Annotated in this window: 27 protein-coding genes and 1 tRNA gene; 12 read left to right on the top strand and 16 right to left on the bottom strand. The window is 65.2% G+C overall.

Translation table 11 applies throughout. From position 1 onward, the window contains the following. Positions 1 to 186: 186 nt before the first annotated feature. Positions 187 to 1,053 (top strand): alpha-amylase family protein, encoded by an 867-nt coding sequence (locus tag NMP98_RS03585; protein ID WP_254860188.1) that lies wholly within the window; start codon positions 187 to 189, stop codon positions 1,051 to 1,053. On the opposite strand, the gene NMP98_RS03580 is transcribed toward NMP98_RS03585, so the two are convergent. Further along, positions 1,054 to 1,620, bottom strand: a complete 567-nt coding sequence (locus NMP98_RS03580; RefSeq protein ID WP_254860187.1) for an NUDIX hydrolase — start codon at positions 1,618 to 1,620, stop codon at positions 1,054 to 1,056. It lies immediately after the preceding gene. Between the two features lie 152 nt (positions 1,621 to 1,772). On the opposite strand from NMP98_RS03580, the gene NMP98_RS03575 reads away from it, so the two are divergent. Both NMP98_RS03575 and NMP98_RS03570 read left to right on the top strand, forming a co-directional pair. After that, on the top strand, positions 1,773 to 1,973 hold the full coding sequence (locus NMP98_RS03575) for a DUF1918 domain-containing protein (RefSeq protein WP_254860186.1): 201 nt from the start codon (positions 1,773 to 1,775) through the stop codon (positions 1,971 to 1,973). A 4-nt stretch (positions 1,974 to 1,977) separates the two neighbouring features. Then, positions 1,978 to 2,418 (top strand): RNA-binding protein, encoded by a 441-nt coding sequence (locus tag NMP98_RS03570; protein ID WP_254860185.1) that lies wholly within the window; start codon positions 1,978 to 1,980, stop codon positions 2,416 to 2,418. Here the strand turns inward: NMP98_RS03570 and NMP98_RS03565 are convergent, their stop codons facing one another. Beyond that, positions 2,419 to 3,081: a helix-turn-helix domain-containing protein gene (locus NMP98_RS03565; RefSeq protein WP_254860184.1), complete on the bottom strand. Its 663-nt coding sequence runs from the start codon at positions 3,079 to 3,081 to the stop codon at positions 2,419 to 2,421. 87 nt (positions 3,082 to 3,168) lie between these two features. Between NMP98_RS03565 and NMP98_RS03560 the strand changes: the two genes are divergently transcribed. Together NMP98_RS03560 and NMP98_RS03555 are read left to right on the top strand one after the other, a co-directional pair. Beyond that, positions 3,169 to 4,806 (top strand): NADH-quinone oxidoreductase subunit D, encoded by a 1,638-nt coding sequence (locus tag NMP98_RS03560; protein WP_254860183.1) that lies wholly within the window; start codon positions 3,169 to 3,171, stop codon positions 4,804 to 4,806. A gap of 42 nt (positions 4,807 to 4,848) precedes the next feature. After that, the gene (locus NMP98_RS03555; RefSeq protein ID WP_254860182.1) at positions 4,849 to 5,727 is read left to right on the top strand and encodes a winged helix-turn-helix domain-containing protein; all 879 of its coding nucleotides are present in this window, start codon (positions 4,849 to 4,851) and stop codon (positions 5,725 to 5,727) included. A 1-nt stretch (position 5,728) separates the two neighbouring features. Here the strand turns inward: NMP98_RS03555 and NMP98_RS03550 are convergent, their stop codons facing one another. From NMP98_RS03550 to NMP98_RS03540, 3 genes are all read right to left on the bottom strand, one after another. Next, positions 5,729 to 6,427 carry a sterol carrier protein gene (locus tag NMP98_RS03550; protein ID WP_254860181.1) on the bottom strand — a complete coding sequence of 233 codons (699 nt, stop codon included), beginning with the start codon at positions 6,425 to 6,427 and terminating at the stop codon, positions 5,729 to 5,731. A 63-nt stretch (positions 6,428 to 6,490) separates the two neighbouring features. Next, entirely contained in the window at positions 6,491 to 7,786 is a 1,296-nt protein-coding gene (gene purD, locus NMP98_RS03545) for a phosphoribosylamine--glycine ligase (protein ID WP_254860180.1), read from the bottom strand. A gap of 137 nt (positions 7,787 to 7,923) precedes the next feature. Continuing rightward, positions 7,924 to 8,703: a hypothetical protein gene (locus tag NMP98_RS03540; RefSeq protein ID WP_254860179.1), complete on the bottom strand. Its 780-nt coding sequence runs from the start codon at positions 8,701 to 8,703 to the stop codon at positions 7,924 to 7,926. Positions 8,704 to 8,911: 208 nt separating this feature from the next. Here NMP98_RS03540 and NMP98_RS03535 point away from each other — a divergent pair, with 208 nt between their 5' ends. Next, positions 8,912 to 11,017: a thioredoxin domain-containing protein gene (locus NMP98_RS03535; protein WP_254860178.1), complete on the top strand. Its 2,106-nt coding sequence runs from the start codon at positions 8,912 to 8,914 to the stop codon at positions 11,015 to 11,017. An 18-nt stretch (positions 11,018 to 11,035) separates the two neighbouring features. Here NMP98_RS03535 and NMP98_RS03530 read toward each other — a convergent pair whose 3' ends face one another. Then, complete coding sequence (locus NMP98_RS03530) at positions 11,036 to 11,407, bottom strand: TlpA family protein disulfide reductase (RefSeq protein WP_254860177.1); 372 nt, start codon at positions 11,405 to 11,407, stop codon at positions 11,036 to 11,038. Positions 11,408 to 11,506: 99 nt separating this feature from the next. Next, positions 11,507 to 12,979 (bottom strand): HTTM domain-containing protein, encoded by a 1,473-nt coding sequence (locus NMP98_RS03525; RefSeq protein ID WP_254860176.1) that lies wholly within the window; start codon positions 12,977 to 12,979, stop codon positions 11,507 to 11,509. A 110-nt stretch (positions 12,980 to 13,089) separates the two neighbouring features. Here NMP98_RS03525 and NMP98_RS03520 point away from each other — a divergent pair, with 110 nt between their 5' ends. Next, positions 13,090 to 14,070 carry a PLP-dependent cysteine synthase family protein gene (locus tag NMP98_RS03520; RefSeq protein WP_254860175.1) on the top strand — a complete coding sequence of 327 codons (981 nt, stop codon included), beginning with the start codon at positions 13,090 to 13,092 and terminating at the stop codon, positions 14,068 to 14,070. On the opposite strand, the gene NMP98_RS03515 is transcribed toward NMP98_RS03520, so the two are convergent. From NMP98_RS03515 to cyaB, 5 genes are all read right to left on the bottom strand, one after another. Beyond that, a complete protein-coding gene (locus tag NMP98_RS03515; protein WP_254860174.1) occupies positions 14,067 to 14,930 on the bottom strand; it encodes an alpha/beta fold hydrolase in 864 nt (287 codons plus the stop codon). The genes NMP98_RS03520 and NMP98_RS03515 overlap by 4 nt on opposite strands. A 36-nt stretch (positions 14,931 to 14,966) precedes the next feature. Then, positions 14,967 to 15,419, bottom strand: a complete 453-nt coding sequence (locus NMP98_RS03510) for a DUF5804 family protein (RefSeq protein WP_254860173.1) — start codon at positions 15,417 to 15,419, stop codon at positions 14,967 to 14,969. 64 nt (positions 15,420 to 15,483) lie between these two features. Further along, complete coding sequence (locus NMP98_RS03505) at positions 15,484 to 16,032, bottom strand: hypothetical protein (protein WP_254860172.1); 549 nt, start codon at positions 16,030 to 16,032, stop codon at positions 15,484 to 15,486. A gap of 40 nt (positions 16,033 to 16,072) precedes the next feature. Then, positions 16,073 to 17,278: a methionine adenosyltransferase gene (locus NMP98_RS03500; protein ID WP_254860171.1), complete on the bottom strand. Its 1,206-nt coding sequence runs from the start codon at positions 17,276 to 17,278 to the stop codon at positions 16,073 to 16,075. A gap of 72 nt (positions 17,279 to 17,350) precedes the next feature. Next, positions 17,351 to 17,884, bottom strand: coding sequence for a class IV adenylate cyclase (gene cyaB, locus NMP98_RS03495; RefSeq protein WP_254860170.1), 534 nt, complete (start codon positions 17,882 to 17,884; stop codon positions 17,351 to 17,353). Between the two features lie 93 nt (positions 17,885 to 17,977). Between cyaB and NMP98_RS03490 the strand changes: the two genes are divergently transcribed. Beyond that, positions 17,978 to 18,961: an FKBP-type peptidyl-prolyl cis-trans isomerase gene (locus NMP98_RS03490; protein WP_254860169.1), complete on the top strand. Its 984-nt coding sequence runs from the start codon at positions 17,978 to 17,980 to the stop codon at positions 18,959 to 18,961. 240 nt (positions 18,962 to 19,201) lie between these two features. Further along, positions 19,202 to 19,669 carry a hypothetical protein gene (locus NMP98_RS03485; RefSeq protein WP_254860168.1) on the top strand — a complete coding sequence of 156 codons (468 nt, stop codon included), beginning with the start codon at positions 19,202 to 19,204 and terminating at the stop codon, positions 19,667 to 19,669. Between the two features lie 149 nt (positions 19,670 to 19,818). On the opposite strand, the gene NMP98_RS03480 is transcribed toward NMP98_RS03485, so the two are convergent. Continuing rightward, entirely contained in the window at positions 19,819 to 20,034 is a 216-nt protein-coding gene (locus NMP98_RS03480; RefSeq protein ID WP_254860167.1) for a hypothetical protein, read from the bottom strand. A gap of 59 nt (positions 20,035 to 20,093) precedes the next feature. Between NMP98_RS03480 and NMP98_RS03475 the strand changes: the two genes are divergently transcribed. Both NMP98_RS03475 and NMP98_RS03470 read left to right on the top strand, forming a co-directional pair. Then, positions 20,094 to 20,816 carry a hypothetical protein gene (locus NMP98_RS03475; protein ID WP_254860166.1) on the top strand — a complete coding sequence of 241 codons (723 nt, stop codon included), beginning with the start codon at positions 20,094 to 20,096 and terminating at the stop codon, positions 20,814 to 20,816. A gap of 40 nt (positions 20,817 to 20,856) precedes the next feature. Continuing rightward, positions 20,857 to 20,940, top strand: a tRNA-Ser gene (locus NMP98_RS03470). 14 nt (positions 20,941 to 20,954) lie between these two features. Here NMP98_RS03470 and NMP98_RS03465 read toward each other — a convergent pair. The 3 genes from NMP98_RS03465 to NMP98_RS03455 form a co-directional block, all read right to left on the bottom strand. Next, positions 20,955 to 21,386 carry a hypothetical protein gene (locus NMP98_RS03465; protein WP_254860165.1) on the bottom strand — a complete coding sequence of 144 codons (432 nt, stop codon included), beginning with the start codon at positions 21,384 to 21,386 and terminating at the stop codon, positions 20,955 to 20,957. Positions 21,387 to 21,475: 89 nt separating this feature from the next. Continuing rightward, positions 21,476 to 22,663 carry a chorismate synthase gene (aroC, locus tag NMP98_RS03460; protein ID WP_254860164.1) on the bottom strand — a complete coding sequence of 396 codons (1,188 nt, stop codon included), beginning with the start codon at positions 22,661 to 22,663 and terminating at the stop codon, positions 21,476 to 21,478. 88 nt (positions 22,664 to 22,751) lie between these two features. Further along, positions 22,752 to 23,174, bottom strand: coding sequence for a hypothetical protein (locus tag NMP98_RS03455; protein ID WP_254860163.1), 423 nt, complete (start codon positions 23,172 to 23,174; stop codon positions 22,752 to 22,754). A gap of 125 nt (positions 23,175 to 23,299) precedes the next feature. On the opposite strand from NMP98_RS03455, the gene NMP98_RS03450 reads away from it, so the two are divergent. Further along, positions 23,300 to 24,334 (top strand): guanosine monophosphate reductase, encoded by a 1,035-nt coding sequence (locus tag NMP98_RS03450; protein ID WP_254860162.1) that lies wholly within the window; start codon positions 23,300 to 23,302, stop codon positions 24,332 to 24,334. The last annotated feature ends 11 nt before the right edge of the window (positions 24,335 to 24,345 follow it).

Below are 24,345 nucleotides of genomic sequence, written 5' to 3'. Positions count from 1 at the left end.
TGGCTCGGCCGCTCCGGGGGAAAGACTATGCCGTTACGGTTCGTCCGTGATACCGTATGTCGAAGAAAGCTATCGCGCTGGTCCTCCTCGCTGCAGCAGTCCTGCTGTACGTGAAGAAACAGTAAGCGTACCGCCACCCAACCACTCTTCCGAACGACTTACCCACGCCGAGTGCCGACTACGGGTATGTACGGCGTCGTCACGCGAAACGAAGAGGAGGCACGCTGGCCGGAGTTCGACCGCGCGTTCTACGAGGTGAAAGACGTCTCGGGGCGCTCTGCGGACCCCATCGCGGATGCGGTGAGTATGGTGTCGTGTTTCGGTGACAACGCCGCGGCCGACGGCAACGAGGACATCGTCCCCGTCAACCCGGAGGGCCAGCGGGCGACTCGCGAGCGGACCTACTTCGATTGGGCCTACGTCTGTCCGACCCACGAGGGGTATCGGGAGGGACTCTTGGAGATAATCGAGGATTGTGCCGAAGTCAACCCGGACGTCCGCCTCGACGACATCGGCTTCCCGCGGGCGGAGTACTGCTACTGTGACCGCTGTAACGCGGCCTTCGAGTCGTGGGTCGAGACACGCCACGAAAACGGTGAGGGGCCACCGCCGGAGGAGACGACCATCGAGGACCGCTACGAGTGGCGCGCCGATGTCATCACCGAGTTCGTCGAGGCGGCCGCAGACCGGATTCCGGGAACCACCTACATGACGCTGTACCCCGACCCCTACGAGGGACACCTCTACGAGCGCGCCGGCATCGACCTCAACACAATCGAGGAGTACGTCGACGAGTTCGTCGTCCCGCTGTACGACACCCACTACGGGACGACCTACTGGCTCGAAACCATCGCCAGCGGGTTCGTCGACCGCCTCGATACGCCACTCAGCATCGAACTCTACGCCGTCGACGTGGACATCGACGACTTGATTCACGCCGCCGAAGTCGCCAGCGAGTACGGCGAGTCGGTGCTGTTCGGCTACGACGCCTCGACGGCGCGGGCGCTGTTGCGACGAATGGACGCCGACGAGAGCGAAGGCGTCGAGTGGTAGTCAGGCGACGGCGCGTACAGCGTCGATGAGGTCCTCGCGGTCGCGGGTGTCCTCGGGGACCGACGGCGGGTCGAACCACCGCGCCGCGCTGATTTCATCGTCGGGGTCGGCTATCGCCGTGTCGGTCGTCTCCGCCCGCGCACGGAACACCGGGAGGACGCCCCACGTCCGGTGGCCCCCACAGGTAATCTCGACGCGGTTGAGCATCGCCAGGCCGTCGTAGGCGGCGTCGACGCCGGCTTCCTCCTGTAGTTCCCGCTCGGCGGCCTCGCGGAACGACTCCGAACCGTCGACGCCGCCGCCCGGGAGAACCCACAGGTCGACGCCCTCGTGACGCACGAGGAGGACCTCCCCCGACGGACGGTATACGAGCGTGTGGGCACCGTAGGGTGCGCCGCTGCGTTGGATGCGTTCGGCAAGCGTCCGGAACCGCCCGCGTGAGACGTGTTTCCGGTAGGTGCGTTCGAGGAGCCCCTCGCCGTAGGTGTCGACAGTCCGGTGGTACGCCTGTGCGGCGCGCTGTTCGGCCTCGTCGGCGAGATACCAGAGGCCGTCGACGGTCGTCACGGCCTCATCACCCCTTCGGAAAAGGCGAACGCGGGAGGAAAGCGTGTACGAACGGCAGGGACGGTCATATACGGTCGTTCGTGCCACCGTCTCAAAAGCCGTTCGAACCGGGAAACGACGGGCTTTTTCCGCACGGGCGAGAATCCGCGGGTATGGCATTCGAGAAGGGCGACAACGTCGTCTTCCACGACAAGCACAGCGAGTACGACGGCGAGACCGGCGAGGTGACGCAGGTCTCCGAGACGATGTTCGGCGACAACACCTACATCGTCCAGTTCGAGGAAGGACAGGAAGCGGGCATCCCCGAGGACTCCTTGGAGGCTGCCGACGCGGACGACGAAGACGAGGAGTGAGCCGATGAGCGCCGTCCCGTTCCACTACGTCGACCTACGTGCGTTCTGTTATGCGACAGAGGACGAAAAGCGGGTCGAGGCGGCGCTGCGGACGTTTCTCCCCGAAGACGTCGACATCGAACGCGAGGAGACCGAGGGCCACCACGGCGACCGCATCCTCGTGTTGTCGGTACGACTCGAACGCGCCGACGAGGTGCGACACGTCCTCTCGGCGTTGGCGCGACTGGACGACTTCCAGCGACTCATCGACGAACTCGACCAGCGGGTCGACGACAACTGCGCCTTCTTCATCCAACTCGACAAGCAGGCCGCCTACAAAGGCGACGTCGAACTCGGAACGGGGTTGATGCTCCGCGGCAAGGTCGAAGCCTACCCCGCCAAGAAGGAGAAGGCGGTCGAGACGGCCGAGGAGGCGCTTCAGGAGTTGGCCGAGGAAAGCGACTGACTACGCGTTGCGGTCCAGCAGGGCACCCATCGCGGCCCGTTCGGCTTTTCTGAGGTGCTCGGAAGCGGTGCCCGGCGCACAGCCGAGCCGTTCGCCGACCTCCTCGACGGTTCCCGCCCGCGGAACGTCGTAGTAGCCCACATCGAACGCCGCGACGACGGCCTCGTACTGCCGCTCGGTGAGGTCGACGCCCGAGGTCAACTCGGGCGTGTCGTACTCCCCGACGCGTTCGATGTCGACGCTGGCGGCCGCCGGAACGTCTTCCAGAGCCGTCTGCAGTGCCTCGGGTTCGCCGACCGCGGTTAGTCGGGCCGTACCGTCGCTGTGGAACTCGACCGGCGGGATGACGAGCAGTCCCGGCCGCTGGAAGGCGTCCTCCAGTCGCATGTCGAATTCGCTGGACCGTTCTCGGATGTAGGCGTAACACGCCTCGTCGTCGAGTGGCGTGATTCGATACTCCACGATGCGGTCTGTCGCCTCCAGCGCGTCGGCGTAGGCTTCGCGGTCGCCCTCGACGTAGAACAGAAGCGTCGCACGGCCGTCCTCGGCGCGGTGGCTGTGTAGCAGTTGGTCGTTGACGAGCGCCTCGTCCCGCGTGAGTCGACGGTGGACGGGGTGCATCGCCGCCTCTTCGAACCGCAGGGTACAGCGGAGGGACTTCATCGTTGCGGGGCGTTCGGCCGCGCATAACTTAAAACGCCGAACTCGTGAGGCAGTATTCATGTCCCGATGCCGTCGGTAACGTCGCGTATGTCGACTGACGCCGTTGCCCGACAGCGCTCGGAGACCCCCGTCCCGGAGGCGCTTTCGGAATTCGCGATTGGCTACGAGACCCACGAGAACGCCCCGGCGGTGGTCGTCCGCGCCGACGAGGTCGCGGACGCCCTCGAAGCGGCCCGGTCGCTCGGATACGACCACTGCGCCTGTGTCACCGCACAGGCCTACGAGGACCGCTACGAGACGGTGTATCACCTCCGCAGTTACGACGACCCGACGGATGAACTCGGCATCGTCGTCCCGACGGCCAGCGACGCGCCGGTCAGCGAGTCCGGTGCGTCGGTGTACCCAACCGCCGAGTGGCACGAGCGGGAGGCCTACGACCTCGTCGGCATCGAGTACGCCGACCACCCTGACCTGCGCCGCATCCTGCTGCCGGAGACCTGGCAGGGACACCCACTGGCTCCAGACTACGACATCGAATCGTCGCAGGTGGTCCCCTATCGCGAACACGCAAATCCCCTCCAGGACGACAAACGGCGAGGAGATACGATGTTGGTCAACGTCGGACCGCATCACCCCGCGACCCACGGCGTCCTGCACCTCGAAGTCACACTGGACGGCGAGACGGTCGCCGACGTGGACCCCGACATCGGCTACATCCACCGCTGTGAAGAGCAGATGTGCCAGCAGGGTACCTACCGCCACCAGATAATGCCGTACCCCGACCGCTGGGACTGGGGCGGTGGCGGCATCCTCAACGAGTGGGCCTACGCCCGCACCGCCGAGGATCTCGCCGACATCGAGGTCCCCGAGTACGCACAACTCATCCGGACGATGGCCGCGGAGTTGAGCCGTATCCTCTCGCATATGCTCGCCGTCGGTGCCTACGCGCTCGACGTGGTCGGCGATTTCAACGCCACGTGGCAGTACGCCTTCCGGGACCGCGAACTCGTCCAGGAGATTCTCGAGGATTTGACCGGCCAGCGACTCATGTTCAACTACTTCCGGTTGGGCGGGGTGTCGTGGGACATTCCGGGCGACCGGGAGGCGTTCTTCGATAAGGTCCGGTCGTTCACGCAGGGGCTGCCGGCGAAGATGCGGGAGTACCACGACCTGCTGTCCTCAAACGAGATACTGCAACTCCGAACGGTCGGCGTCGGCGAACTGCCGCCCGAGACGGCGAAGGCCTACGGCTGTACCGGCCCCGTCGCCCGCGGGTCGGGGGTCGATTACGATCTGCGCCGGGACGACCCCTACGGCTACTACGAGGAGTTGGACTGGGACGTGGTGACCGAAGACGGCTGTGACAACCTCAGCCGGCTGCTGGTCCGACTCGGTGAGGTAGAGCAGTCCGCAAAAATCATCGAACAGTGCGTCGAACTGCTCGAATCGTGGCCGGAAGACGAGCGGACGATTCAGGCCAACGTCCCGCGGACGCTCAAGCCCGACCCCGACACCGAAATCTATCGGGCCGTCGAGGCCGCGAAGGGCGAACTCGGCATCTACATCCGCTCGGACGGGACGGACAAGCCCGCTCGGTTCAAGATTCGCGGGCCGTCCTTTTCGCACGTCTCGGCGCTGCCGGCGATGACGGAAGGCGAGTACATCCCGGACCTCATCGCGACGCTCGGCAGCCTCGACACCATCATGGGCGAGGTCGACCGCTGACCACCCAAAGATTCCTTATCCCTCCGTGACTGCGGACAGTCGATGACGGACGGCGAGACGGCGGAGACGACCGCCGAAGAGGCCTTCGCGCTCGTGGGCAACGAACTCCGGGCGGGCATCCTCCGCGTCCTCGGGGCGACGCCACACGAGAGAGTGTCGTTCTCGGAACTCCGCGAACGCGTCGACAGCGACGTCGACAGCGGCCAGTTCAACTACCACCTTCAGAAACTGGTCGGCCCGTTCGTCGAGAAAACCGACGACGGCTACGTCCTCCGACCGCCGGGGGTGGCGCTGTATCGCGCAATCAAGGCGGGGGCATTCAGCCGAAGTCTCACCGTCGGGGGCTTCGACGCCGACTTCGACTGTTATTTCTGTGAGACGCCGGTCGAGGCCGCCTACGACGACGGACTGTTCACGATGACCTGTCCAGGGTGTGAACACCTCTATGCCCGGACGACGCTCCCGCCAAGCGCCGTCGAGGGCGACCGAAGCGAACTGTTGACCCGAGTCGACCAGTACAATCGCCACCAGATGGGGCTGTCGGCCGACGGCGTCTGCCCGGTCTGTGCGAACCCGATGGCACTGGAGTTCCTCGAAAGCGACGCAGTCGCGTGGGCCGACGGGGCCGAACGACTCGACGTGTTCTGCCACCGCTTCTGTGGCCACTGCGGCCGAGAGCAGTACATGACCGTCGGGTTGGCGTTGCTGCATCATCCCGCTGTCGTCGCTTTTTTCCACGAACACGCTGTCGACGTGACCGCGATTCCCCACTGGGAGTTGGCGTTCGTGATGACGGACAACTACCTGACCGTTCGGTCGAAAGACCCCTGGAAGTTCGAACTCGCGGTTCCCTGCGAGGGCGAGACGCTGACGCTTGTGGTCGACGACGAGTTGAACGTTATCGAAGAGGAACGTTCCTGAGTCAGAACAACTCCAGCGTTCGTTTGACGCTTCGGTGCGTCTCCCGTTCGGCGACCATCCGCCCCCGCATCGCGGTGTCGAGAAGCGGCGTCGAGGTGGAGTCGTCGCCATCGAAGAGATGCGTCGTCTCTACCTCGCTTGCAACCGAACCGAGCAGTTGGAACATCGGAGCATACCGCAGCCGCCGAAGCCGATTGCCGCTCACCGACAACTCGCCGGTCACGACGGCCGACGACGAGGGCCGGCCGTCGACGATGTCGCGCCACACCTCGTAGGAGCCACGCATGACGAACCCCGTCTCGCGGGCTTCGGGACCGTCGACGACCTCCACCTCGGTACAGCGGCCGTCCTCCAAGCCGACGTAGGCGTACACCGTGTCGTCGACGACGTGGGACTCCAGTTGGTCGAGTTTGTCAGCCAAACTGTCGGGAATGCCGGACTGAATCGGCGCGAACGTCTCCGGGGCGTCGGCGACGGTCACGTCCGACACCGTCTCGTAGACGTGGTCGGGGAGGCCATCGAGCGTCGCCTCGGGTAGTTCTCCGAGCGTCGTCTCCTCGGTTGGAAGGTCGGTGATGACGTACAGCACGTCGCCATCGAAGCCCTGTCCCCACCCTTCGCCGAGTTCCGCGAACGCATCGCTGTCGTTGAGGTGGCGTCTATACTCCTGTAACCACTGTTCAGTCGGGAACTGTGGCATCGGTCTTGCCGCGGACGACGACCTGCCGTACAAAAAGGCTGCTGCCGCGTTTACGCGGGTTCCCTACTCGCCGCGAATCTCGTTCATGTGGTCGATGCGCTGCTGGAGGAGTTCGGCCTTGCCGATGTCGTGGCGGACGCGAAGTCCCTCCTCGCCGGCCTTCGCGAGTGCCTCCTCGGCGATGGCCTCCGCGCCGGTGATGGTCTCGGCCAGTCCGACGACGGCGAACGACCGCGAGGTCGTCGTGTAGACGCCGTCGTCGCGAGCGTCGACGCTGGCGTAGAACAGCAGCGCCTCGCCGGCGCTTTCAGGGTCTATGTTCACCTTCGCGCCGGCCTCGGGGTCGGTCGGGTATCCTTCGGGGACGGCGTACTTACAGACGGTCGCCTGATTCGAGAAGGTGAGTTCCGGCAGTTCCTCGCCTTCGCGGGCGGCGACGAGCAACTCGACGAAGTCGGTCTCCAGCACCGGCAGTGTGTTCATCGCCTCGGGGTCGCCGAAGCGGGCGTTGAACTCGACGACCTTCGGTCCCTCTGACGTGAGCATGAACTGGCCGTAGAGGATGCCCTTGTAGTCGGGCATCGCCTCAACGACCGCGTCGATGATTTCGACGGCGTCAGTGTAATCGCCCTCCGTCATGAACGGCAATTCGAAGGTGGCGTCGGAGTACGACCCCATGCCGCCGGTGTTCGGCCCCTCGTCGCCCTCGTAGGCGCGTTTGTGGTCCTGGACGGCCGGCGAGACGCGATACTGGCCGTCGGCGACGAACGCCTGTACGGTGAACTCCTCGCCGACGAGGCGTTCCTCCAAGACGTAGGTGTCGTAGTCGCTTTCGAGGACGTACTCGGCGCCCTCCTCTTTGGTAATCTGGTCGCCGGTGACGCGGACGCCCTTGCCGCCGGTGAGGCCGCGCGGCTTGATGGCCAGGTCGCCGTCGTAGTTCCGGATGTAGTCGGCGGCGGCCTCGCCGTCCTCGAAGACCTCGAAGTCGGGACAACCGGGGATAGCGTGGTCCAGCATGAACTCCCGCTGGAAGGCCTTGTCCGTCTCGATGCGCGCCTCGGCCTCTCGGGGGCCGAAGGCGTAGACGCCGGCATCGTCGAGGGCGTCGGCCACGCCCGCGTTCAGTGCGGACTCGGGGCCGATTGCGGCCAGCGTCGCGCCGACCGACTCGGCGAACTCGACGATGGCGTCGGGGTCGGTCTCGTCGACTTCCTCGAACCCCTCCGCGAGGTCGGTGATTCCGGGGTTTCGGTTCGACGCACAGGCGTACAGTTCGGCGTCGGCCGAGTCGTCGACGGCACGGGCGATGGCGTGTTCGCGTCCGCCGCCACCCACGAGGAGTACGGTCTCGGTCATACGCGAAATCGGTGGGCAAAGAAGTGTAAACGTTGCTGTTGGACGCCGACGAAGTGTGCAGGAACGTGAGTATCCGACGGCCGCGTGGCGGCTTCGCCGCCACGGTATCCGGTTGCGCGCTCCGCGCGCAACCCCACTCAGACGTTCTCGTCGAACTGGTAGGCGGCGCCGACCGTCCAGAAGAAGTCGTGGTCGCCGGTTCGGCTCTCCTCGAGGACGCCGTTGAGCGACTGGACGCCGTCGACGCTCCCGCCCCACTCGGCGCTAAACGCGCCGTTTCGGCTGCGGTCGCTGTTCGTCTCGAGGCTCTCGGTCGTCTCGTTGAGCGGGAACGTCGCCGACGGCGCCCCGCCGAGTGAGACGGTTGCCTCACCGTCGCTCCGGGAGAACTGCGCGCTGTCGGCCACCGTTCCGTCTCGGAGTTCGACGTTCGCCGAGAGCATCGCCAAGTCGATGTCGCGCACCAGTCGGTCGTCGGCGGCGTCGGCGGCGACCCACAGCCAGTAGCGATAGCGGTTCTCACCGATTTCGTAGGCCGACACCGATGCGTCGACGTACAGAAGCGGCGCGTCGGGGTCGACATCGTCGGGGTTCAAACTCGACTCGCTGCCACCGGGGTCGGCCGGGGTCTCCCGTGACAGCGCCAGCCGCTGGACGTAGGCGGTGTCTACGGTGTCCGGTGTTTCGCTTTCGGTGCCCCAGACACCGCTGTCGCCGTAGCGGTCCGACATTGAATCGACGTAGTCGCCGAACGCCGCGCCGTCGAGTTCCGCACCGACGCCCGGGTTCAACGCCCACGTCGTCGACGTCTCGACTCTGGTCTCACGGCGCGTCACGCGCTGCTCGATACAGCCGGCGAGACCGGCCGCCAGCAACCCACCGCCGGCACGGAGGGCGTCCCTACGAGAGAGCTTCATATCGCCCACGACAGGCCGGTGACTCAAATAACCCGCTAATCGCTCGTGGCTCGGTTCGTCGCCGCTCGCCTTTCCCGAGGACTCCCTTCGGTCGTCCTCTCATCGAGACCTCTCGTTTCGCTCGACCGCCCTCGCATCGAGACCCCTCGCTCCGCTCGGCGTCTCGCAAAGCCACGCCGTTTACTAACTTGGCGACCCGACTGCCAGTATGGACAACCGCCTCGACGAGGCGTCTTCGCCGTACCTCAAACAGCACGCCGACAACCCGGTTGCGTGGCAACAGTGGGACGAGGAGTCCCTCGCCCTCGCCGAGGAGCGCGACGTGCCGATATTCCTCTCTATCGGCTACGCCGCCTGCCACTGGTGTCACGTCATGGAAGACGAGAGCTTCTCGGACCCCGACATCGCCGAGCAACTCAACGAGAACTTCGTTCCAATCAAAGTCGACCGCGAGGAGCGCCCCGACGTGGACTCGGTGTACATGACCGTCTGTCAACTGGTCCGCGGCAACGGCGGGTGGCCCCTGTCGGTGTGGCTCACCCCGGAGGGCAAACCGTTCCACGTGGGGACGTACTTCCCGCCCGAGCAGAAGCAGGGGACACCCGCCTTCGGGCAGGTGCTGGACGGTATCGCCGAATCCTGGAACGACCCCGAGGAACGCGAGAAGATGGAGGACCGCGCCGAACAGTGGACCGACGCCGTCTCTGGGGAGTTGGAGGACACCCCCGAAACGCCCGGCGAGGCCCCGGACGCCGAGTTCGTCGATTCGGCTGCCAGCGCGGCCGTCCGCGGGGCGGACCGCGAACACGGCGGGTGGGGTCGCGGCCAGAAGTTCCCCCAACCCGGCCGGGTTCACTTGCTCTTGCGGGCCTTCGACCGAACCGGGCGCAACGAGTACCGGGAGGTGGCGACGGAGGCACTCGACGCGATGGTCTCGGGCGGCCTCTACGACCACGTCGGCGGCGGCTTCCACCGCTACTGCGTCGACCGCGAGTGGACCGTCCCGCACTTCGAGAAGATGCTGTACGACAACGCGGAGATTCCGCGGGCGCTGCTGGCCGGCTACCAACTGACCGGGGCCGAGCGCTACGCCGATGCCGTCCGGGGGACGTTCACGTTCGTCCAGCGGGAACTCACCCACCCCGACGGCGGCTTCTACTCGACGCTCGACGCCGAAAGCGAGGACGAAGACGGCGAGCGCGAGGAGGGCGTCTTCTACGTCTGGACGCCCGAGACGGTCGAGAAGTCCATCGAGGACGACACCGACGCCGCAATCTTCCGTGACCGCTACGGCGTCACCGAGGCGGGGAACTTCGAGAACGGGACGACCGTCCTCACCGAATCAGCGTCCATCGAGGAGTTGGCCGAACGCCACGAGCGAACGCCGGGCGAGATACGCGACCGACTGGAACGCGCCCGAAAGCAGGCCTTCGACGCCCGAAGCGAGCGTCCGCGCCCGCCACGGGACGAGAAGGTACTCGCCGGCTGGAACGGCCTGATGATTTCGGCGTTCGCGGAGGGCGCTTTGACCCTCGACAGCGAGTACGCGGCCGCGGCCGAGGACGCGCTCACCTTCTGTATGGACCGGCTGTGGGACACAGAAGAGCGCCGACTGAACCGCCGACTGAAGGACGACGACGTGGGGATTCAGGGCTACCTCGAAGACTACGCCTTCCTCGGACGCGGCGCACTCGACACGTATCAGGCCACCGGTGACGTTGCGTTCTTGGAGTTCGCGCTCGAACTCGGCAGAGTCATCCGAGATGCCTTCTACGACGACTCGGAGGGGACGCTCTACTTCACGCCGGTCGACGGCGAGTCGCTGGTCGCTCGGCCGCAGGAACTCACCGACACGTCGACGCCGTCGTCAAGTGGCGTCGCCGTCCAGTTGCTCACCGCACTCGCCCACGTCGCCCCCGAGGAAGGATTCAACGAAATCGCCGAAACCGTCGTGGAAACCCACGCCTCGAAACTGGATTCGGACCCGCTGTCGCACGCCTCGCTCGCGCTCGCGGCCGACGACCGTGCGGTCGGCGCCTTGGAGTTGACCGTCGCCGCGGACCACCTGCCCGAGCAGTGGCGGACATCGCTGTCGGAGCGGTATCTCCCGACGCGGTTTCTCACCATCCGACCGCCCGCAGAGAACGGTGTCGAGCAGTGGGTCGAAACGCTCGGACTCGAAGAAGTGCCGCCCATCTGGGCCAACCGCGAGGCCCGCGACGGCGAACCCACCGTCTACGCCTGCCGGTCGTTCACCTGCTCGCCACCGCAACACGAGATGGATGCGGCGCTGGAGTGGGTGGAAGACCTCTGACGGAAAAATCGACCGCTGTTACGCCAATTGTTCGGCGAGGTACACCGCAATCGGCATGTCCTCCTCCTCGACGAAACGGGCGAGCTCTTCTCCCGTCTCGACGTCTTCCACGACGACGGTCGGAATCAATTCGATGCCGTATTCTTCGACCTTCGGGCCGGTCTTGCTGCCGTCGTCTTCCTTCTCGACGGGATAGTGTTCGACGTTCTCGACGCCGGCGGCATCGAGTGCCGCGCCGAAATCGGGCAGTTGCGAGCGGCAGTCCTTACACCAGTCGCCGCCCCACACCTTCACAACGATGTCGTCGGCGTGCGCCTCGAAAGTCGCGACTGCGTCGTCGTAGGAGTCGGCGTCCCACACCGGGTTCGGCCGCATCGTTTCCAGTTCCATACCTACCGATTCGTCGCACGCTTCTTAAGGAACGCGCTCCCGTGGACGGAGCCGACGGAGTCGGTCATACGGCCTCCATTGCGGAGGTTCAAACCGCCGTCACCGGCCGACCGCGGGACAGTCGTAGGTCCCGAACTCGACGTACTCGGTCGGGTTGGGTCCGTCGAGGTGAATCTTCTCGCGGACGAAGCCGACGGTAACCGAGTCGACGGGGCCGTCCGTGCTCCGACAGAGATAGGCGGCGAACGCCCGGCGTTCCGTCTCGCCGCCGCGGACCTCCGAGAGGTACTTGCGCCACCTGGCGTTGGGGTACGTCGCGGCTACGTCCGGCGGCCGGTCCAATCCGGTGTCGGCGTGGGGATAGGCGTCGACCGTCTCACCCGATTCGAGGTCGGCGTCGACGACGAACCACCCATCCGTCGTCGGCGGATCGGGCGCGAACAGTTTCCAACTGTGGTCTTCGGGGTCGACGGGGGAGTCGCTCGGTACCGAGAGGTAGCCGACCGCCGCGGCTTGCCACAGCAGTCCGACGACGAGTATCGTCGCCGTCGCGGCGGGGGCGATGCGGTGGCCAGAGCGTCGAACCGCTTTCGGAAGCGACGGCCCGAGGGGAACCCTCGGGTGACCTTCCGCGGTCGTCAGTCTCTCCTCCAGTCGCGTCACCACACCCGAGAGCAGACGCTCGATTCGGTTCCACACTGACGGTGGCAGGAACACGAGCAGGCAGGCCACCATGACGTGGGGAAACAGCCCCAACTCCATCGTGAGGAACATTCCGACGTGGGCCGCGAGGAACGCAGCGGTGAGCGCCGTCCGAGCGCGGCCGATCAAAACGACGAGCAGCGGTGCGGCGACGAGCAGGCCGAACCATGCCCAGTTGACCGCGACGAGCAACGGTTCGATGCCGGCGAAGAAATCGCCGAGTCGAACCGTAAAACGGTCCAGGGCGAAGACGTACCGGACGGCCTCTCCCTCCATCCACAGCGACCCGCGGAGCTTGAAAATCGCATTCGTCGTGTAAATCAACACGACCTGTGAGAGCAGTGCGGCGGTCCCGAAGCCGACGACGAACTGCCGAGGGGTTCGCGACTCGCGGCCGAGGGCGTCCAGCGACCACCGATCGCCGAGCGGGAGGAACAGGCCGACGAACAGCGCGACCAACAGGACGGTGTCGCCGCCGTTGAGGACGAGATAGTTCCGCAGTTGCAGCGATGCCAAGAGCACCCACGAGACTGTCGCGGCGAACCGCGTTCGGTAGCCGACCGCGAGCAGGACTGCGAAGACGCCGGCGACGAGAAAAAGTGCGGCCTGTGCCCACAGCGCTCCCGAGAGTCCGTGCAGCGACAGCCGCGAGAGCGTCGGATACAGCGCCGCGTTGGCCGCCCGCGGGAGGACGCCCGCGTCGGTGTAGAACACCCGCAAATCCCCGGCACGGCCCAGCAAATCCAAGAGGAGAAGACACCCCAACGCGATTCGGAACGCCGCGAGGCCGCGAGCGTCGACGCCGAGGCGGCGCTCCAGCGCCGGCCGAACCGCTTCGAGCGTTCGCGGAACCGATAGCCCCGACGCCATTCGTTGCTGGGGGATTCACCCGGCGGCCGATAGCTCTTGTGCTGTCTGCGACGACGGCAGTCCCTCCCGCGTTCAGGGAGGTTTTATACCGCGACGGTCAATCGCCGGCTATGAAACGGGGCATTCTCGGTACGGTCGGGTCGCCGCTGGTGCAGGTCGAGTCGCCACCGGGGGCGGTCATCGCAGCGAAAATAGAATCGAAGAACCCTGGTGGGTCAGCCAAGGACCGCCCGGCGCTGGCGATGGTCGAAGCCGCCGAAGCCACCGGTGAGTTGACTCCGGGTGACCGTATCGTCGAACCTACCTCGGGCAACACGGGTATCGGGCTCTCGATGGTCGCTGCCGCGAAGGGGTACGACATTACGGTCGTGATGCCCGCCTCGAAATCCCCGGAGCGCCGCGCCATCATGAACGCCTACGGCGCCGATTTGGAACTGGTCGATGGAACCATCTCGGACGCCAAGGACCGCGCCGACGAACTCGAAGCCGAGGGGATGGTCCAGGTCCGGCAGTTCGAGAACCCCGCCAATCCAGAGTCCCACTACCGGACGACCGGCGCCGAAATCATCGAACAGGTCGGCGACCGAACCGTCGACGCCCTCGTCGCCGGCATCGGCACCGGCGGCACCATCACGGGCACCGCCCGCCGACTCAAGGAGGCGTTCCCCGAGATGGAGGTCGTCGGCGTCGAACCCGAGGACAACGCCGTTCTCTCGGGCGGCGAACCGGGCGACGACGACTTCCAGGGGATGGGCCCCGGCTTCGTCAGTCCGAACCTCGACCGTGACCTCCTCGACAGCGTCGAGACGGTCGACATCGAATCGGCCGAAGCCGAGTGTCGCCGCCTCGCTCGCGGGGAGGGCATTCTCGTCGGGCAATCGTCGGGCGGGAGCCTGTTGGCTGCAAAGCGGGTCGCCGAGCGACTGGCCGAAGACCGCGGCGTCGAGTCCTGTCCCGGCCCGGACAACGAGGTCGGCATCCTCGAAGACGACCCTACCGACCCCGAACCGATTCCCGACGACTGCCCGCTCGTCGTCACCGTCTTCTGGGACTCCGGGGAGCGCTACATGTCGACCGGAATGTTCGATTAGCCCCGCTGAAGCCACGCGTCCAGTCGTGCGACGAACGCCTCGGGGTGTTCCCGCGGCGGCCAGTGGCCGCAGTCGGCGAGCGTGAACAGGTCAGCGACGGGCGCGGCGTCGGCCGCTGCCTTCGACTGTTCGAGGGGAATGAGGTCGTCGTCCTCGCCGTGGACGAAAAGCGTCGGGACCGGCAATTCGGACATCCGGTCGGCGTAGTTCGTCCGGAGGCCACGCCAGCCGACCTCCGCGCGCTGGAAGCGTCGGTAGGCATCGCCGGCATTCGGTCGTTGAACCTCTCGAACAGCGTCGTCGACGAACTCCTCGTCGAGGTTCGCCGGGTTCACGAGGTTCTTGATGGCGGCTCTCGTCACGCGGCGGCTTCGCTTCATCGCCCACCACGTCGCCTCCAGTAGCTTCGGCGCCTTGACGTAGGCCGCACCGGGTTTACCACCCGGAACGTCGCCAGCGAGGCCGTAGCTGTCGACGAGACAGAGCCGAGAGACCCGTGCCGGTCGGTCGAGCGTGTAGCCGAGTGCGATGCCGCCCCCTTTCGAGATGCCGACGAGCGTCACCTCAAGGAGGTCGAGTTCGGAAAGGACGGTACCCAGAACGTCGACGTAGTAGTCGACGTGTGGGGTTTTTTCGTTGGGAACGGGGTCGCTTTCGCCGTATCCGGGCCAGTCGAGCGCGTAGACGCGGTGGGTCTCCGAAAGCGCCGGAAACGCTTTTTTCCAGGAGACGCTGGCGGCGTCCATCCCGCCGCCGTGCAGCAACAGTATCGGGCGTCCCTCGTCTGGGCCGGCCACGTACACGCGAACGTCCGTTCCGTCCACGGAGACATCTCGCGTCGTCGCGTCGAGTTCGCTCATACCGTCCCGTCGAGGGGCGGCGTGAAATACCGTCGGCTAGGCACCGAACTCGTCTTCGCTGACGCGGACGACGAGCGTGTCGTCGACCTCGTGGAGGTCGTACTCCGGTAGTTCGTGGCCGGTGCGGGTGACGAACATCGGTTCGAGCAACTCGCCGTCGCTGATGCCGAACACCTTCAGGAAGCGCTCGGAGTCCTCGGCCGCAACGTCGTTGTCCCGGATTGCCGCCGCGAGGTCACGGGAGAGCCATTCTTCGTCGCTAACCGAGGGTTCGAGGACCAGCGATTCGTCGGCGAAGCGGACGAGATACCAGTTGAGGTCGTTCAACAGGGCGACGGCCGCACCGAGGGAGACGGTCTCTAAGGCGACGGTGTTTCGATACGGTTCCCGGAGGTCGTAGGTTGCGAGCGCGTTGCGGGCCGTCTCGCGGCTGACGAGTTCGTAGCGCAACTCCACGTCCTCGCTACCGACCAGACACACCCTCGTCATGGGTTTTCATTCGGGAGGCATCAAAAAGCGGTTTCGGACCGACGCTTGGCCGGTTCGGAGACGGTCAGCAGTCGTAGGACCGCGACCCCTCTTGGACGGTCACGTTTCGAGTGGCGCGTGTGACCCGTGAGCCATCGATTCGGACGCGAACCTGAACCGTCTCGGTGTCACCGACCGAGAGCGTCTCGTCGTCCTCAAGAATCCAGAACACGTCCATCGTCTCCCGGCCCGGTCCCTCGACCGTCGCTGTCGTCGTCTCGTCGGTGTGGGCGAGGCTCACCTCGACTGTCGCCGAGCGCTCGGCGGCGTATCCACGGCCGGAGTCGGGCGGTATCTCGACGACCACGTCGCCGAGAACGCTGACGCTATCGCCGGGCGTTCCGCTCGCCATGCACGTCTGTACGGTCCCGTTTTCGCCGTCGGGGAACGACAGCTCGTCGTTCAACGCCACCGTGAGGTCGACTTCCTCGACGGTGACGTTCTCGTTCGTTCCGTCGTCGACGACACCGCCGAACACCACGAGGGTGCCGACACTGAGCGTCGTCAAAACGACGAAGACGGCGACCGTTGCGGGGGAGGGGGGCCAATCGAGCAGCCAGGGCAGCAGGTTCACACACCGAATTAACGGATACCCCTATACAGTTCTTCTGTGCTCAGAAGGTCGTCAGTTCCCCGTCGATGACGCGTTTGGTGATGGAGGTGACGTTCGCCAACTCGCGGTCGATGATGGCTTCGACCTCGTCTTCGATGTCGCCGACCTCGACGCCGTCTTCGGTGACGAGGCTCGCGTCGGCGACGTGGGGTTTGTCGATGGGTTGGCCGATTTGGCTGAGCAGTCGGATGCGAATCTCGCGGATGCCGGAGACCTCCTCGACGACCGATTCCGCGATATCCGTCGAGAGTAGGTTGTAAATCTTCCCGATGTGGTTGACGGGGTTCTTCCCGGAGGTGGCCTCCATCGACATCGAGCGATTGGGCGTGATGAGGCCGTTGGCGCGATTGCCGCGGCCGACGGAGCCGTCGTCGCCCTGTTCGGCCGAGGTGCCCGTCGTCGTCAGGTAGATAGAGCCCTCTTCGTAGTCGTCAGCAGTGTTGACGTGGACCTCCACCGAGCGGTCGGTGTACTCCGAAGCGAGGTCGGTGACGAACTCGCGGATACCGCCGACAGCATCGTCGTAGTCGTCGAGCCCCTCGATGTAGTTGTCCACCATCGCGGCGGCAACGGTCACGTCGATTTCGTTGCCCTCGCGTTTGCCCATCACCTTGATGTCCGTGCCGACTTCGGGGTTATCGACGCTGTACCTGCCGTTGAGCTGTCGCTCGGCTTCGAGAACGATGTTCTCGGTCTCGGTCAGCGGCGCGTGGCCGACGCCGAAGGAGGTGTCGTTGGCCATCGGCACCTGTTGGCCCTCCTCGCCGAACACCTCTTGGAGGTCCCCGGAGCCTTCGCCCAACTTCACGTCGACGATGATGTCCGTCCCGAAGTCGACCAGCGGGAAGTGTTTCTGGAAGTAATCCCGGGCGGCACGGAGCGCGATGGTTTCGGTCGGGATTCGCGTCCCCTGATACTCTTTCGTCGCGCGGCCGGTGATGAGTAGATAGATGGGTTCGATGACTTCACCGCCTTCGAAGGCGGGTGCGGAGGTGCCGGCGACGAGTTGTGTCTCGTCGGTGTTGTAGTGGAGGACTTTTCCGACGCGGTCGATGTACGCCGACGCAAGCGCCTGTGAGACGTGTTCTGCGATGCCGTCACAGATTGAATCGGGATGTCCCAACCCCTTTCGCTCGACGATTTCGACCTCTTGGTCCTCGACCGCGCGGCCGACGACCGGCTCGACGCGGATGTTTCGCTCGCTCATTATTCGCAGTAGCTCTCCGGCGGTTCTATAACTTACGGAAACCAAACGCGGTTGATAGATTACCGCGGAGCATTACTCATCGTCGAGCAGCAAGCCGAGATACGACGTTCGAATCTGGTCTGCGGCATCGAGACCCAACTGCGAGAGCAGCTCCTCAGCACCCTCTCGGGCCGGTTCGACGGTTTCGGCTTCGGTCTCGACTTCGACGTACTCGTCGAGTCCGACGACCGAATCGAGCGTCACGGTGTACTCGCCGTAGCCGAACCGCTCGCGACGCTTCTCGACGGTCGCAGCGGGCTCGAACCCCAGCGCCTCGACGATTCCGCCCATCGTCTCGCCGTCGGCGACTTCGGTCTCCAACTCCTCGCGGGTCTTCGAGGCCGCCTCGACGAGCGGCCCCTTGTAGGTGACTCGGGCCGTCGTCTCCCCGTCGTGTGTCTCCCGGCGGATGCGGAACGCCTCGTCGGTCTCGGCGAACTCCCGAACCGGGTGGTCGTAGTAGGTGTCGGCCTGTTCGACCGCCCCCAGCGGCTCGGCGCCGAGTTCCGAGAGCCGCTCCCGAACTGATTCGTGGTCGGCTCGGACCTTCAACTCGACTTCGTACATGGACTTTCGGTGTCTCGGCGTCGACTAAAGCGCCTCGGCTCCGGGCGGACGGGAAACGTGATTGTTAAGGGTGCGACGGCTGACGTAGCGAGTATGAGCGACGAACCCGATGAGGTCGAGGAGACCGACACCGAGGCCGAAGCGGCCGAGGAAGAAGTAACAGACACCGAGACCGAGGAGCAGGACGAAGTGGAAGCCGAAGGGCTGCAGGACGGCGACTTCATCCGACTGGCCTACACCGCCCGCACCGTCGAAGACGACAACCTCGTCGACACGACCGACGAGGATGTCGCAGAAGAGGAGGGCGTCGCCGACCAGGGCACCTTCGAACCGCGCGTCATCGTCCTCGGTGAGGGCCACCTCTTCCCGCAGGTCGAAGACGACATCCGCGGCAAGGAGGTCGGCGACGAGGGAAGCGTCGTCGTCGCCGGCGAGGACGCCTTCGGCGAGTACGACGAAGAGCAGGTCCGCACCGTCTCGGCCGACAAAATCGACGAGGATGACCGCTACCCCGGTGCTCGCATCCAGATTGACGGCGAGCAGGGCGTCCTCGAGACCATCATCGGCGGCCGCGCACGCGTCGACTTCAATCACCCGCTGGCCGGCGAGGACATCGAGTACGACTACGAAATCCTCGAAGAGGTCGACGGCGACCTCGAACAGGCCAAGGGTCTGCTCGGCATGTTCCTCGACCTCGACCTCGAGATGTGGGTCGAAACCGACGAGGTCGAAGAGACCCGCGTCGAAGAGCCGGAAGAGGACGACGAGGATGCCGAACCCGAGACCGTCACCGAGACCGTCGAGAAGCGCACCCTCTACGTCGAGTCGACGCCCCAGCTCTCGATGAACCAGCAGTGGATGATGCAGAAACAGCAAATCGCCCAGCAGGTCATCGACCTCACCGACATCGACCGCATCCTCATCCAGGAAATCCTCGACGGCGGCGGCATGGGGATGGGCATGGGCGGCATGATGGGCGGCATGGGCGGCGGCGGTGGCGTCCCCGACGACGTCGACATCGAGGAGGCCCTCGAAGAGGCCGACATCGACGCTGACGAAATCGCCGACGAACTGTAATCTCAATTTAATCCCCACCCCAGCGATTCGGAACTGGGCTGTTCGCGGTCCATCCCGTACTCGTTTAAGAACCACGTACTGTTCGGTAGCGACTGGGAAACGTAGCGCAAAGAAGCGATTTCTACCGTATCGGCCGAGTGAACGGCAGTTTTCGGTTCCTGACGATAAGTACGAACTAACTAAGATTTCGCGTGATAGAGTGTAACACACTGCCCGAGAAGGCAGGGAACGTGAGGAACAATGGACCCCGAACATCGACCGTTTCAACGGCGAACAGTGTTAAAAACAATCGGCGCGGGTGCCGTTAGCAGTGTTGCTCTGAGCGGGGCCGTCGCGGCACACAGAGGCGGGGTAAGCCGGGAACTGGCCGAGGTACGTTCGGCAACGGCGGAGTACAACAACCCAGCCAACGCGGAAGCAGACGGGGACGAAGGCGAAGACCAGGCAGTCTGTGGGATGGGTTATCACTACGTGAATTTCGACCTCGTTATGGACGGGAGGCCGGAAAAGCTCCGACCAGAGGGGATGGTGTACGGCGAGACCAGCAACGGGAACCGCATTCTCGGGGCAGTAGAATACATCGTACCGAAGGCGGCCCCTTACGAGACGGAGCCCCCATCGGGGTTGTTCGACTATGCCGACCCCGAGTGGGATATCCTCGACCTTGGTAACCCGGCGATTCCACTTCTATGGACGCTCCACGCCTAGGTGCACACCCACAGCCCGGACGGCGTGTTCCATCATACGAATCCGCGAAAGCAGTTCTATTCCGAAGGCTGTCGTTCCCACTAACGAGCAGTAATACATGTATTTTCGACAGCCTCAGCCGGACGTACCCAACGTTGACCCAGAGACGCCTACCAGTAAGAATCGGGGTTGCTGAGCCATTGGCGGTTCTGCGCACCGACGACGACCATCCCGATGACGGCGACGGCGACGAGTGCAATCGTGGCGATAGCCGCGACGGCGAACTCACTGGTGAACGTCGAGCGAAGCAGTTCTACGACTCCGCCGATGGCCAACAGCGCGACCAGTGCGGCGAGTACAAACGACAGCGGTTTCGTCGATTCCATACCCGACACTGCGAGCGCCGGATTATAAAACTCAAGACCTTCCCGCGAGTGGTGTCGGTATGACCACGACCGCCGTCCTCGTTGACCCGCCACGAGCGGGCGAAGTTCTCGACCGACTCGTCGAAACGTCGCCGCTCTCAGAGAGCGAGGCGGCTGACCTCTACGCCGCGATGACGAAAGACGTCGCCTCGGCCGTCGACAAAAGCGGCGGGCCGCTGTTGGTGAACTACCGCTCCGAAGACGCCGAAGCCGAAATCCGTGACCTCCTCGACGGCGTCGTCGACCCAGACGCCGACGACGTTCGCTTCGAGGTGCAGGTCGGCGAGTCGTTCTCCGGACGGGCGGGCAACACCGCGACGCACCTCCTTGAGACCGAAGACGAGGGCTCGGTCGCCATCACCCGCCCCGAGGCCGCCTTCCTCGCCCGCACCGAAATCGACGGGTCGGCGATGAAACTCCGCAGCAGCGAGGTCGTCCTCGGCCCCGCACCGGGCGGCCGAGTGTACTTCGCGGCGTTCAAAGAGACAATCGACTACGCCGACGCCTTCGCTGCGCCCGCCGTCGAGACGCTCACCGACCGCGGACTCGACGCCGGATATGAGGTCGACTTCCTCGAACGTAAACCGGTCGTCGAAACCGGCGCCGACCTCGCAGAAGCGATTACGACCGTCCGAACTCGCCGGAAGGCCGACCGCATCGTGTCACGGCACCTTGCGGAGTGGATTGCGGATTCGGAGCTCGCAGTCGAAGCCGACGACGACGGCTTGACGCTCGTCCGGTGACCGACAACGCTTAGGGCCGTCCGTCGATAGGACGAAACGCGGTGGGGTGGCAGAGTGGACTATTGCGTCTGCCTTGAGAGCAGATGGCCTCACGGCCTCCTGGGTTCGAATCCCAGCCCCACCGCTCGTGTTTTCAGCCTACTCCTCGACACACGGCTGTCGGGCGTAGGCCGTCACTCGGTCGTCGAGGTTGATGACGAACGTCACTCGGACACAGCCGGCGCCGGCTTCGGTGACGTTCAACTCGGTCGGAGCGGTTCGAAGCCACTCGCCGTCCCCGACTCGGAACCCGAACCGATACTGCCCCCGCTCTTTGGGAAAGTCCTCGAACGTTAGCGCCGCCGGCTGGGAGTCCGATTCCGCGCTGGAGATGTCGCGTGAGCGGTCGAGGATTCGGTCGCCACCGTACTCGACTTCCAGTTCGAACGGGTACGCCTGCGAACGCCGATTGAGAACGTAGACGTGAGTCACCGTCGCGGAAACGCCCTCGCCACCGCCCGGGAGCGTACATCCAGCGGCAGAGGCCACGCCAGCCCCGGCAGCGACACGCAGAACGTCGCGTCGACGCATCGTCGGCTGTTGTCAACGAGACGAAATAGGCGCTTTGGAAACGCCCGTCGCCGAAGCGAAGCGAGAAAACGATTCTCTCGCCAGCGCAGTTACTCGTTGCGCGGACTGGAAGGGTGGTAGTCGGTGTCGTACTCGCCGGCGCGGCCGTCGAGTCGGTCGGGGTTGATGCGGCCGCCCAGCAGCATGAAGTCCAAGACGGTGAGATACAGCATTGCCTCAACGACGGGGACGCCACGCGGCGGGAGGACGGGGTCGTGGCGGCCGATGACCTGTGCGTCGTCGACGATTTCCTCGGTCTCCCAGTCGGCGGTCTGTTGCTCCTTGGGAATCGAGGTCGGCGCGTGCAGCGTCACTTCGCCGTAGATGGGAAGGCCAGTCGTGATGCCGCCCTGCAGGCCGCCGTGGTCGTTCTCGACGGGGATGGGGTCGCCCTCTTCGGCGACGACATCGTCGCGGCCGCCCTCGTAGAAGGTCCACTCGTCGTTTCTGTCCTTCCCGGTGTAGGTTCGGGCCTCCCGGCCGAGGCCGAACTCGAAGCCCGTCGTTGCCGGGACGGACAGCATAGCCTGTCCGAGGCGGGCCTCGAAGGCGTCGAATCGGGGGCCACCGAGACCGCGGGGGACGCCGCGGATTTCGAACTCGATTGAGCCGCCGATGGAGTCGCCCTCCTGTTGGTACTCGTCGATGCACTCTCTCATCTGCTCGGCCGTCTCGGGGTGGCCACACCGAACTTCGTTCTCCTCGGAGTGTTCGACCATCTCCTCGAAGGTGATGTCGGGCGCCTCGATGTCGCCGATTTGGTTGACGTGGGCTTTGATTCGCACGTCGTGCTCGGACTGTTCGAGCACCTGTTTTGCGACTGCCCCGGCGGCGACCCAGTTGACGGTTTCGCGTGCCGACGACCGGCCGCCACCGCCCCAGTTGCGCGTGCCGAACTTCGCCGAGTAGGTGAAGTCGCCGTGGGAGGGCCGTGGCGCGGTGATGAAGGGTTCGTACTTGCCGGAGCGGGCGTCTTTGTTCTGGATGACCATGCCGATGGGGGTGCCGGTGGTGTAGCCGTCCTGCGTCCCGGAGTTGACCGTCACCTCGTCGGGTTCCCCGCGGGAGGTGGTAATCTTCGATTGCCCGGGTTTTCGCCGGTCGAGTTCGTACTGGATGGCCTCCTCGTCCAACTCGACGCCTGCGGGACAGCCGGAGACGGTGACGCCCATCGCGTCGCCGTGGCTCTCGCCGAACGTGGTCACCTGAAAGAGCCGACCGAAGCGGTTGCCGTTCATTGTCGGACTCTGGGACCGCCGGGGGTTTAGGTTTTGCAATTACGCAACGCACGCTGTGTTCGGCGGACGACCGGCTCGCTTGCATCCCTCACATCCCGTCGTTCCGGACAGTCATGATGACGCCGCTTGCGAGCATCAACGCGGCGATAGCGACCATTCCGGGGTCGGCACCCATCGTCGCAGTGGAGTTCATTCCGGTCCCCATTCCGCCACCCATCCCGTCGTTCACCATCCCCGCGGCACCGCCGAACTGCATTCGGAGCTGATTCAAAAGCATCAACGCGGCGTAGACGAGCATAAGCGGGCCACTTGCGTCTCCGAGGCTGTCGGCCGCGGGCGTGAGCAAGACGACGCCGTGGGCGAAGACGACCACTCCTACCCCGAGCATGAACCACGCACCGAGCGTCATCGCCATCCCGGTGACCGCGACATAGCCCGAGTACAGCCCCGAGACGAGGGCAACCGTCGCACCGTACAGCCGCATCGTCGACACGCCGTCGGATTCGTCCATCGTAGAAGTTGACAACCCGGCGGAACAAAACCGTTCGGCGGTGGTGCAGCCCCTGCCCACGGTCGTACGCTGCCGAAATCGCGGGGCTTATACGGCCGTATCTGATACGCTTGGAAGGTTTGCGTATGCCCTACGAAACGGGACTCTCGTACGACGACGTGTTGCTCGTGCCACAGCGGTCGCCGGTCGACAGCCGCTCGGAGGTCGACCTATCGACGGAGTTGGCCGATGGCATCGAACTGCAGTTACCGATAACGACGGCGGCGATGGACACCGTCACCGAGGCGGAAATGGCCCGCGCCGTCGCCGAGTCCGGCGGACTGGGCGTCGTCCATCGGTTCCTTCCAATCGACGAACAGGCCGCGATGGTTCGGTCGGTGGCCGACGACGACCACCCAGTCGCCGCCGCGGTCGGCATCGCCGAGGCCCACCTCGAGCGAGCACGGGCGCTGGTCGAGGCGGGCGTCTCGATGCTCGTCGTCGACGTCGCTCACGGCCACATGGACCGAGCGCTGGAGGCGACGGCTGACCTCGCCGAGACGTTCCCCGAGACGCCGCTGTGTGCCGGCAACGTCGTCACCCGCGAGGCGGTTGCCGACCTCGCGGCGGCGGGTGCCGACTGCGTGAAGGTCGGTGTCGGCCCCGGCTCACACTGCACCACCCGCGAAGTGACTGGGTTCGGGATGCCGCAGTTCACGGCCGTCGAGCAGTGTGCTGCTGCGGCCGACGAGGCCGGCGTCACGACCATCGCCGACGGGGGTATCCGAACCTCCGGCGACGCCGTCAAGGCGCTGTTGGCGGGCGCCGACGCCGTGATGATGGGCGGGTTCTTCGCCGGGTGTGCGGAAGCACCGGGCGAAACCGTCGAAATCGACGGCGAGCAGTACAAGCGTTCCCGTGGCATGTCGACGGCGGCGGCCGCCGAGGACCGCGACGACAAGGAGGGCGATGTCGATGCCGACGAGGGCGTCGAGGCCGTCACCGAGTACGTCGGCCCGGTCGCGCCGCATCTCGAGGAGTTCGTCGCCGGCATCCGCTCGGGCTTCTCGTACGCCGGCGCTCACGACCTCTCGACCGCCCAGAAGAACGCCGAGTTCATGGAAGTCAACGGGACGACGAAGGGGCGAAACGGCGCCCACGGGTTCGCACGCAAGAAGTGACACCGCCGGCA

This window comes from Natronomonas gomsonensis, assembly GCF_024300825.1.
Lineage (GTDB): Archaea > Halobacteriota > Halobacteria > Halobacteriales > Haloarculaceae > Natronomonas > Natronomonas gomsonensis.
The sequence above is the reverse complement of the archived record's forward strand: the minus strand, read 5'-3'. Positions and strand labels throughout refer to the sequence as shown.

Excerpts from the sequence above, each read along its gene's own strand:
- NMP98_RS03475 (WP_254860166.1), top strand. The coding sequence starts at position 20,094 with ATGACCACGACCGCCGTCCTCGTTGACCCGCCACGAGCGGGCGAAGTT.
- NMP98_RS03485 (WP_254860168.1), top strand. The coding sequence starts at position 19,202 with ATGGACCCCGAACATCGACCGTTTCAACGGCGAACAGTGTTAAAAACA.
- aroC (WP_254860164.1), bottom strand. The coding sequence starts at position 22,663 with ATGAACGGCAACCGCTTCGGTCGGCTCTTTCAGGTGACCACGTTCGGC.
- NMP98_RS03530 (WP_254860177.1), bottom strand. The coding sequence starts at position 11,407 with ATGGAACTGGAAACGATGCGGCCGAACCCGGTGTGGGACGCCGACTCC.
- NMP98_RS03520 (WP_254860175.1), top strand. The coding sequence starts at position 13,090 with ATGAAACGGGGCATTCTCGGTACGGTCGGGTCGCCGCTGGTGCAGGTC.
- cyaB (WP_254860170.1), bottom strand. The coding sequence starts at position 17,884 with ATGTACGAAGTCGAGTTGAAGGTCCGAGCCGACCACGAATCAGTTCGG.
- NMP98_RS03550 (WP_254860181.1), bottom strand. The coding sequence starts at position 6,427 with ATGCCACAGTTCCCGACTGAACAGTGGTTACAGGAGTATAGACGCCAC.
- purD (WP_254860180.1), bottom strand. The coding sequence starts at position 7,786 with ATGACCGAGACCGTACTCCTCGTGGGTGGCGGCGGACGCGAACACGCC.
- NMP98_RS03570 (WP_254860185.1), top strand. The coding sequence starts at position 1,978 with ATGAGCGCCGTCCCGTTCCACTACGTCGACCTACGTGCGTTCTGTTAT.
- NMP98_RS03525 (WP_254860176.1), bottom strand. The coding sequence starts at position 12,979 with ATGGCGTCGGGGCTATCGGTTCCGCGAACGCTCGAAGCGGTTCGGCCG.
- NMP98_RS03465 (WP_254860165.1), bottom strand. The coding sequence starts at position 21,386 with ATGCGTCGACGCGACGTTCTGCGTGTCGCTGCCGGGGCTGGCGTGGCC.
- NMP98_RS03560 (WP_254860183.1), top strand. The coding sequence starts at position 3,169 with ATGTCGACTGACGCCGTTGCCCGACAGCGCTCGGAGACCCCCGTCCCG.
- NMP98_RS03515 (WP_254860174.1), bottom strand. The coding sequence starts at position 14,930 with ATGAGCGAACTCGACGCGACGACGCGAGATGTCTCCGTGGACGGAACG.
- NMP98_RS03510 (WP_254860173.1), bottom strand. The coding sequence starts at position 15,419 with ATGACGAGGGTGTGTCTGGTCGGTAGCGAGGACGTGGAGTTGCGCTAC.
- NMP98_RS03450 (WP_254860162.1), top strand. The coding sequence starts at position 23,300 with ATGCCCTACGAAACGGGACTCTCGTACGACGACGTGTTGCTCGTGCCA.
- NMP98_RS03585 (WP_254860188.1), top strand. The coding sequence starts at position 187 with ATGTACGGCGTCGTCACGCGAAACGAAGAGGAGGCACGCTGGCCGGAG.
- NMP98_RS03555 (WP_254860182.1), top strand. The coding sequence starts at position 4,849 with ATGACGGACGGCGAGACGGCGGAGACGACCGCCGAAGAGGCCTTCGCG.
- NMP98_RS03480 (WP_254860167.1), bottom strand. The coding sequence starts at position 20,034 with ATGGAATCGACGAAACCGCTGTCGTTTGTACTCGCCGCACTGGTCGCG.
- NMP98_RS03535 (WP_254860178.1), top strand. The coding sequence starts at position 8,912 with ATGGACAACCGCCTCGACGAGGCGTCTTCGCCGTACCTCAAACAGCAC.
- NMP98_RS03490 (WP_254860169.1), top strand. The coding sequence starts at position 17,978 with ATGAGCGACGAACCCGATGAGGTCGAGGAGACCGACACCGAGGCCGAA.
- NMP98_RS03575 (WP_254860186.1), top strand. The coding sequence starts at position 1,773 with ATGGCATTCGAGAAGGGCGACAACGTCGTCTTCCACGACAAGCACAGC.
- NMP98_RS03540 (WP_254860179.1), bottom strand. The coding sequence starts at position 8,703 with ATGAAGCTCTCTCGTAGGGACGCCCTCCGTGCCGGCGGTGGGTTGCTG.
- NMP98_RS03565 (WP_254860184.1), bottom strand. The coding sequence starts at position 3,081 with ATGAAGTCCCTCCGCTGTACCCTGCGGTTCGAAGAGGCGGCGATGCAC.
- NMP98_RS03455 (WP_254860163.1), bottom strand. The coding sequence starts at position 23,174 with ATGGACGAATCCGACGGCGTGTCGACGATGCGGCTGTACGGTGCGACG.
- NMP98_RS03500 (WP_254860171.1), bottom strand. The coding sequence starts at position 17,278 with ATGAGCGAGCGAAACATCCGCGTCGAGCCGGTCGTCGGCCGCGCGGTC.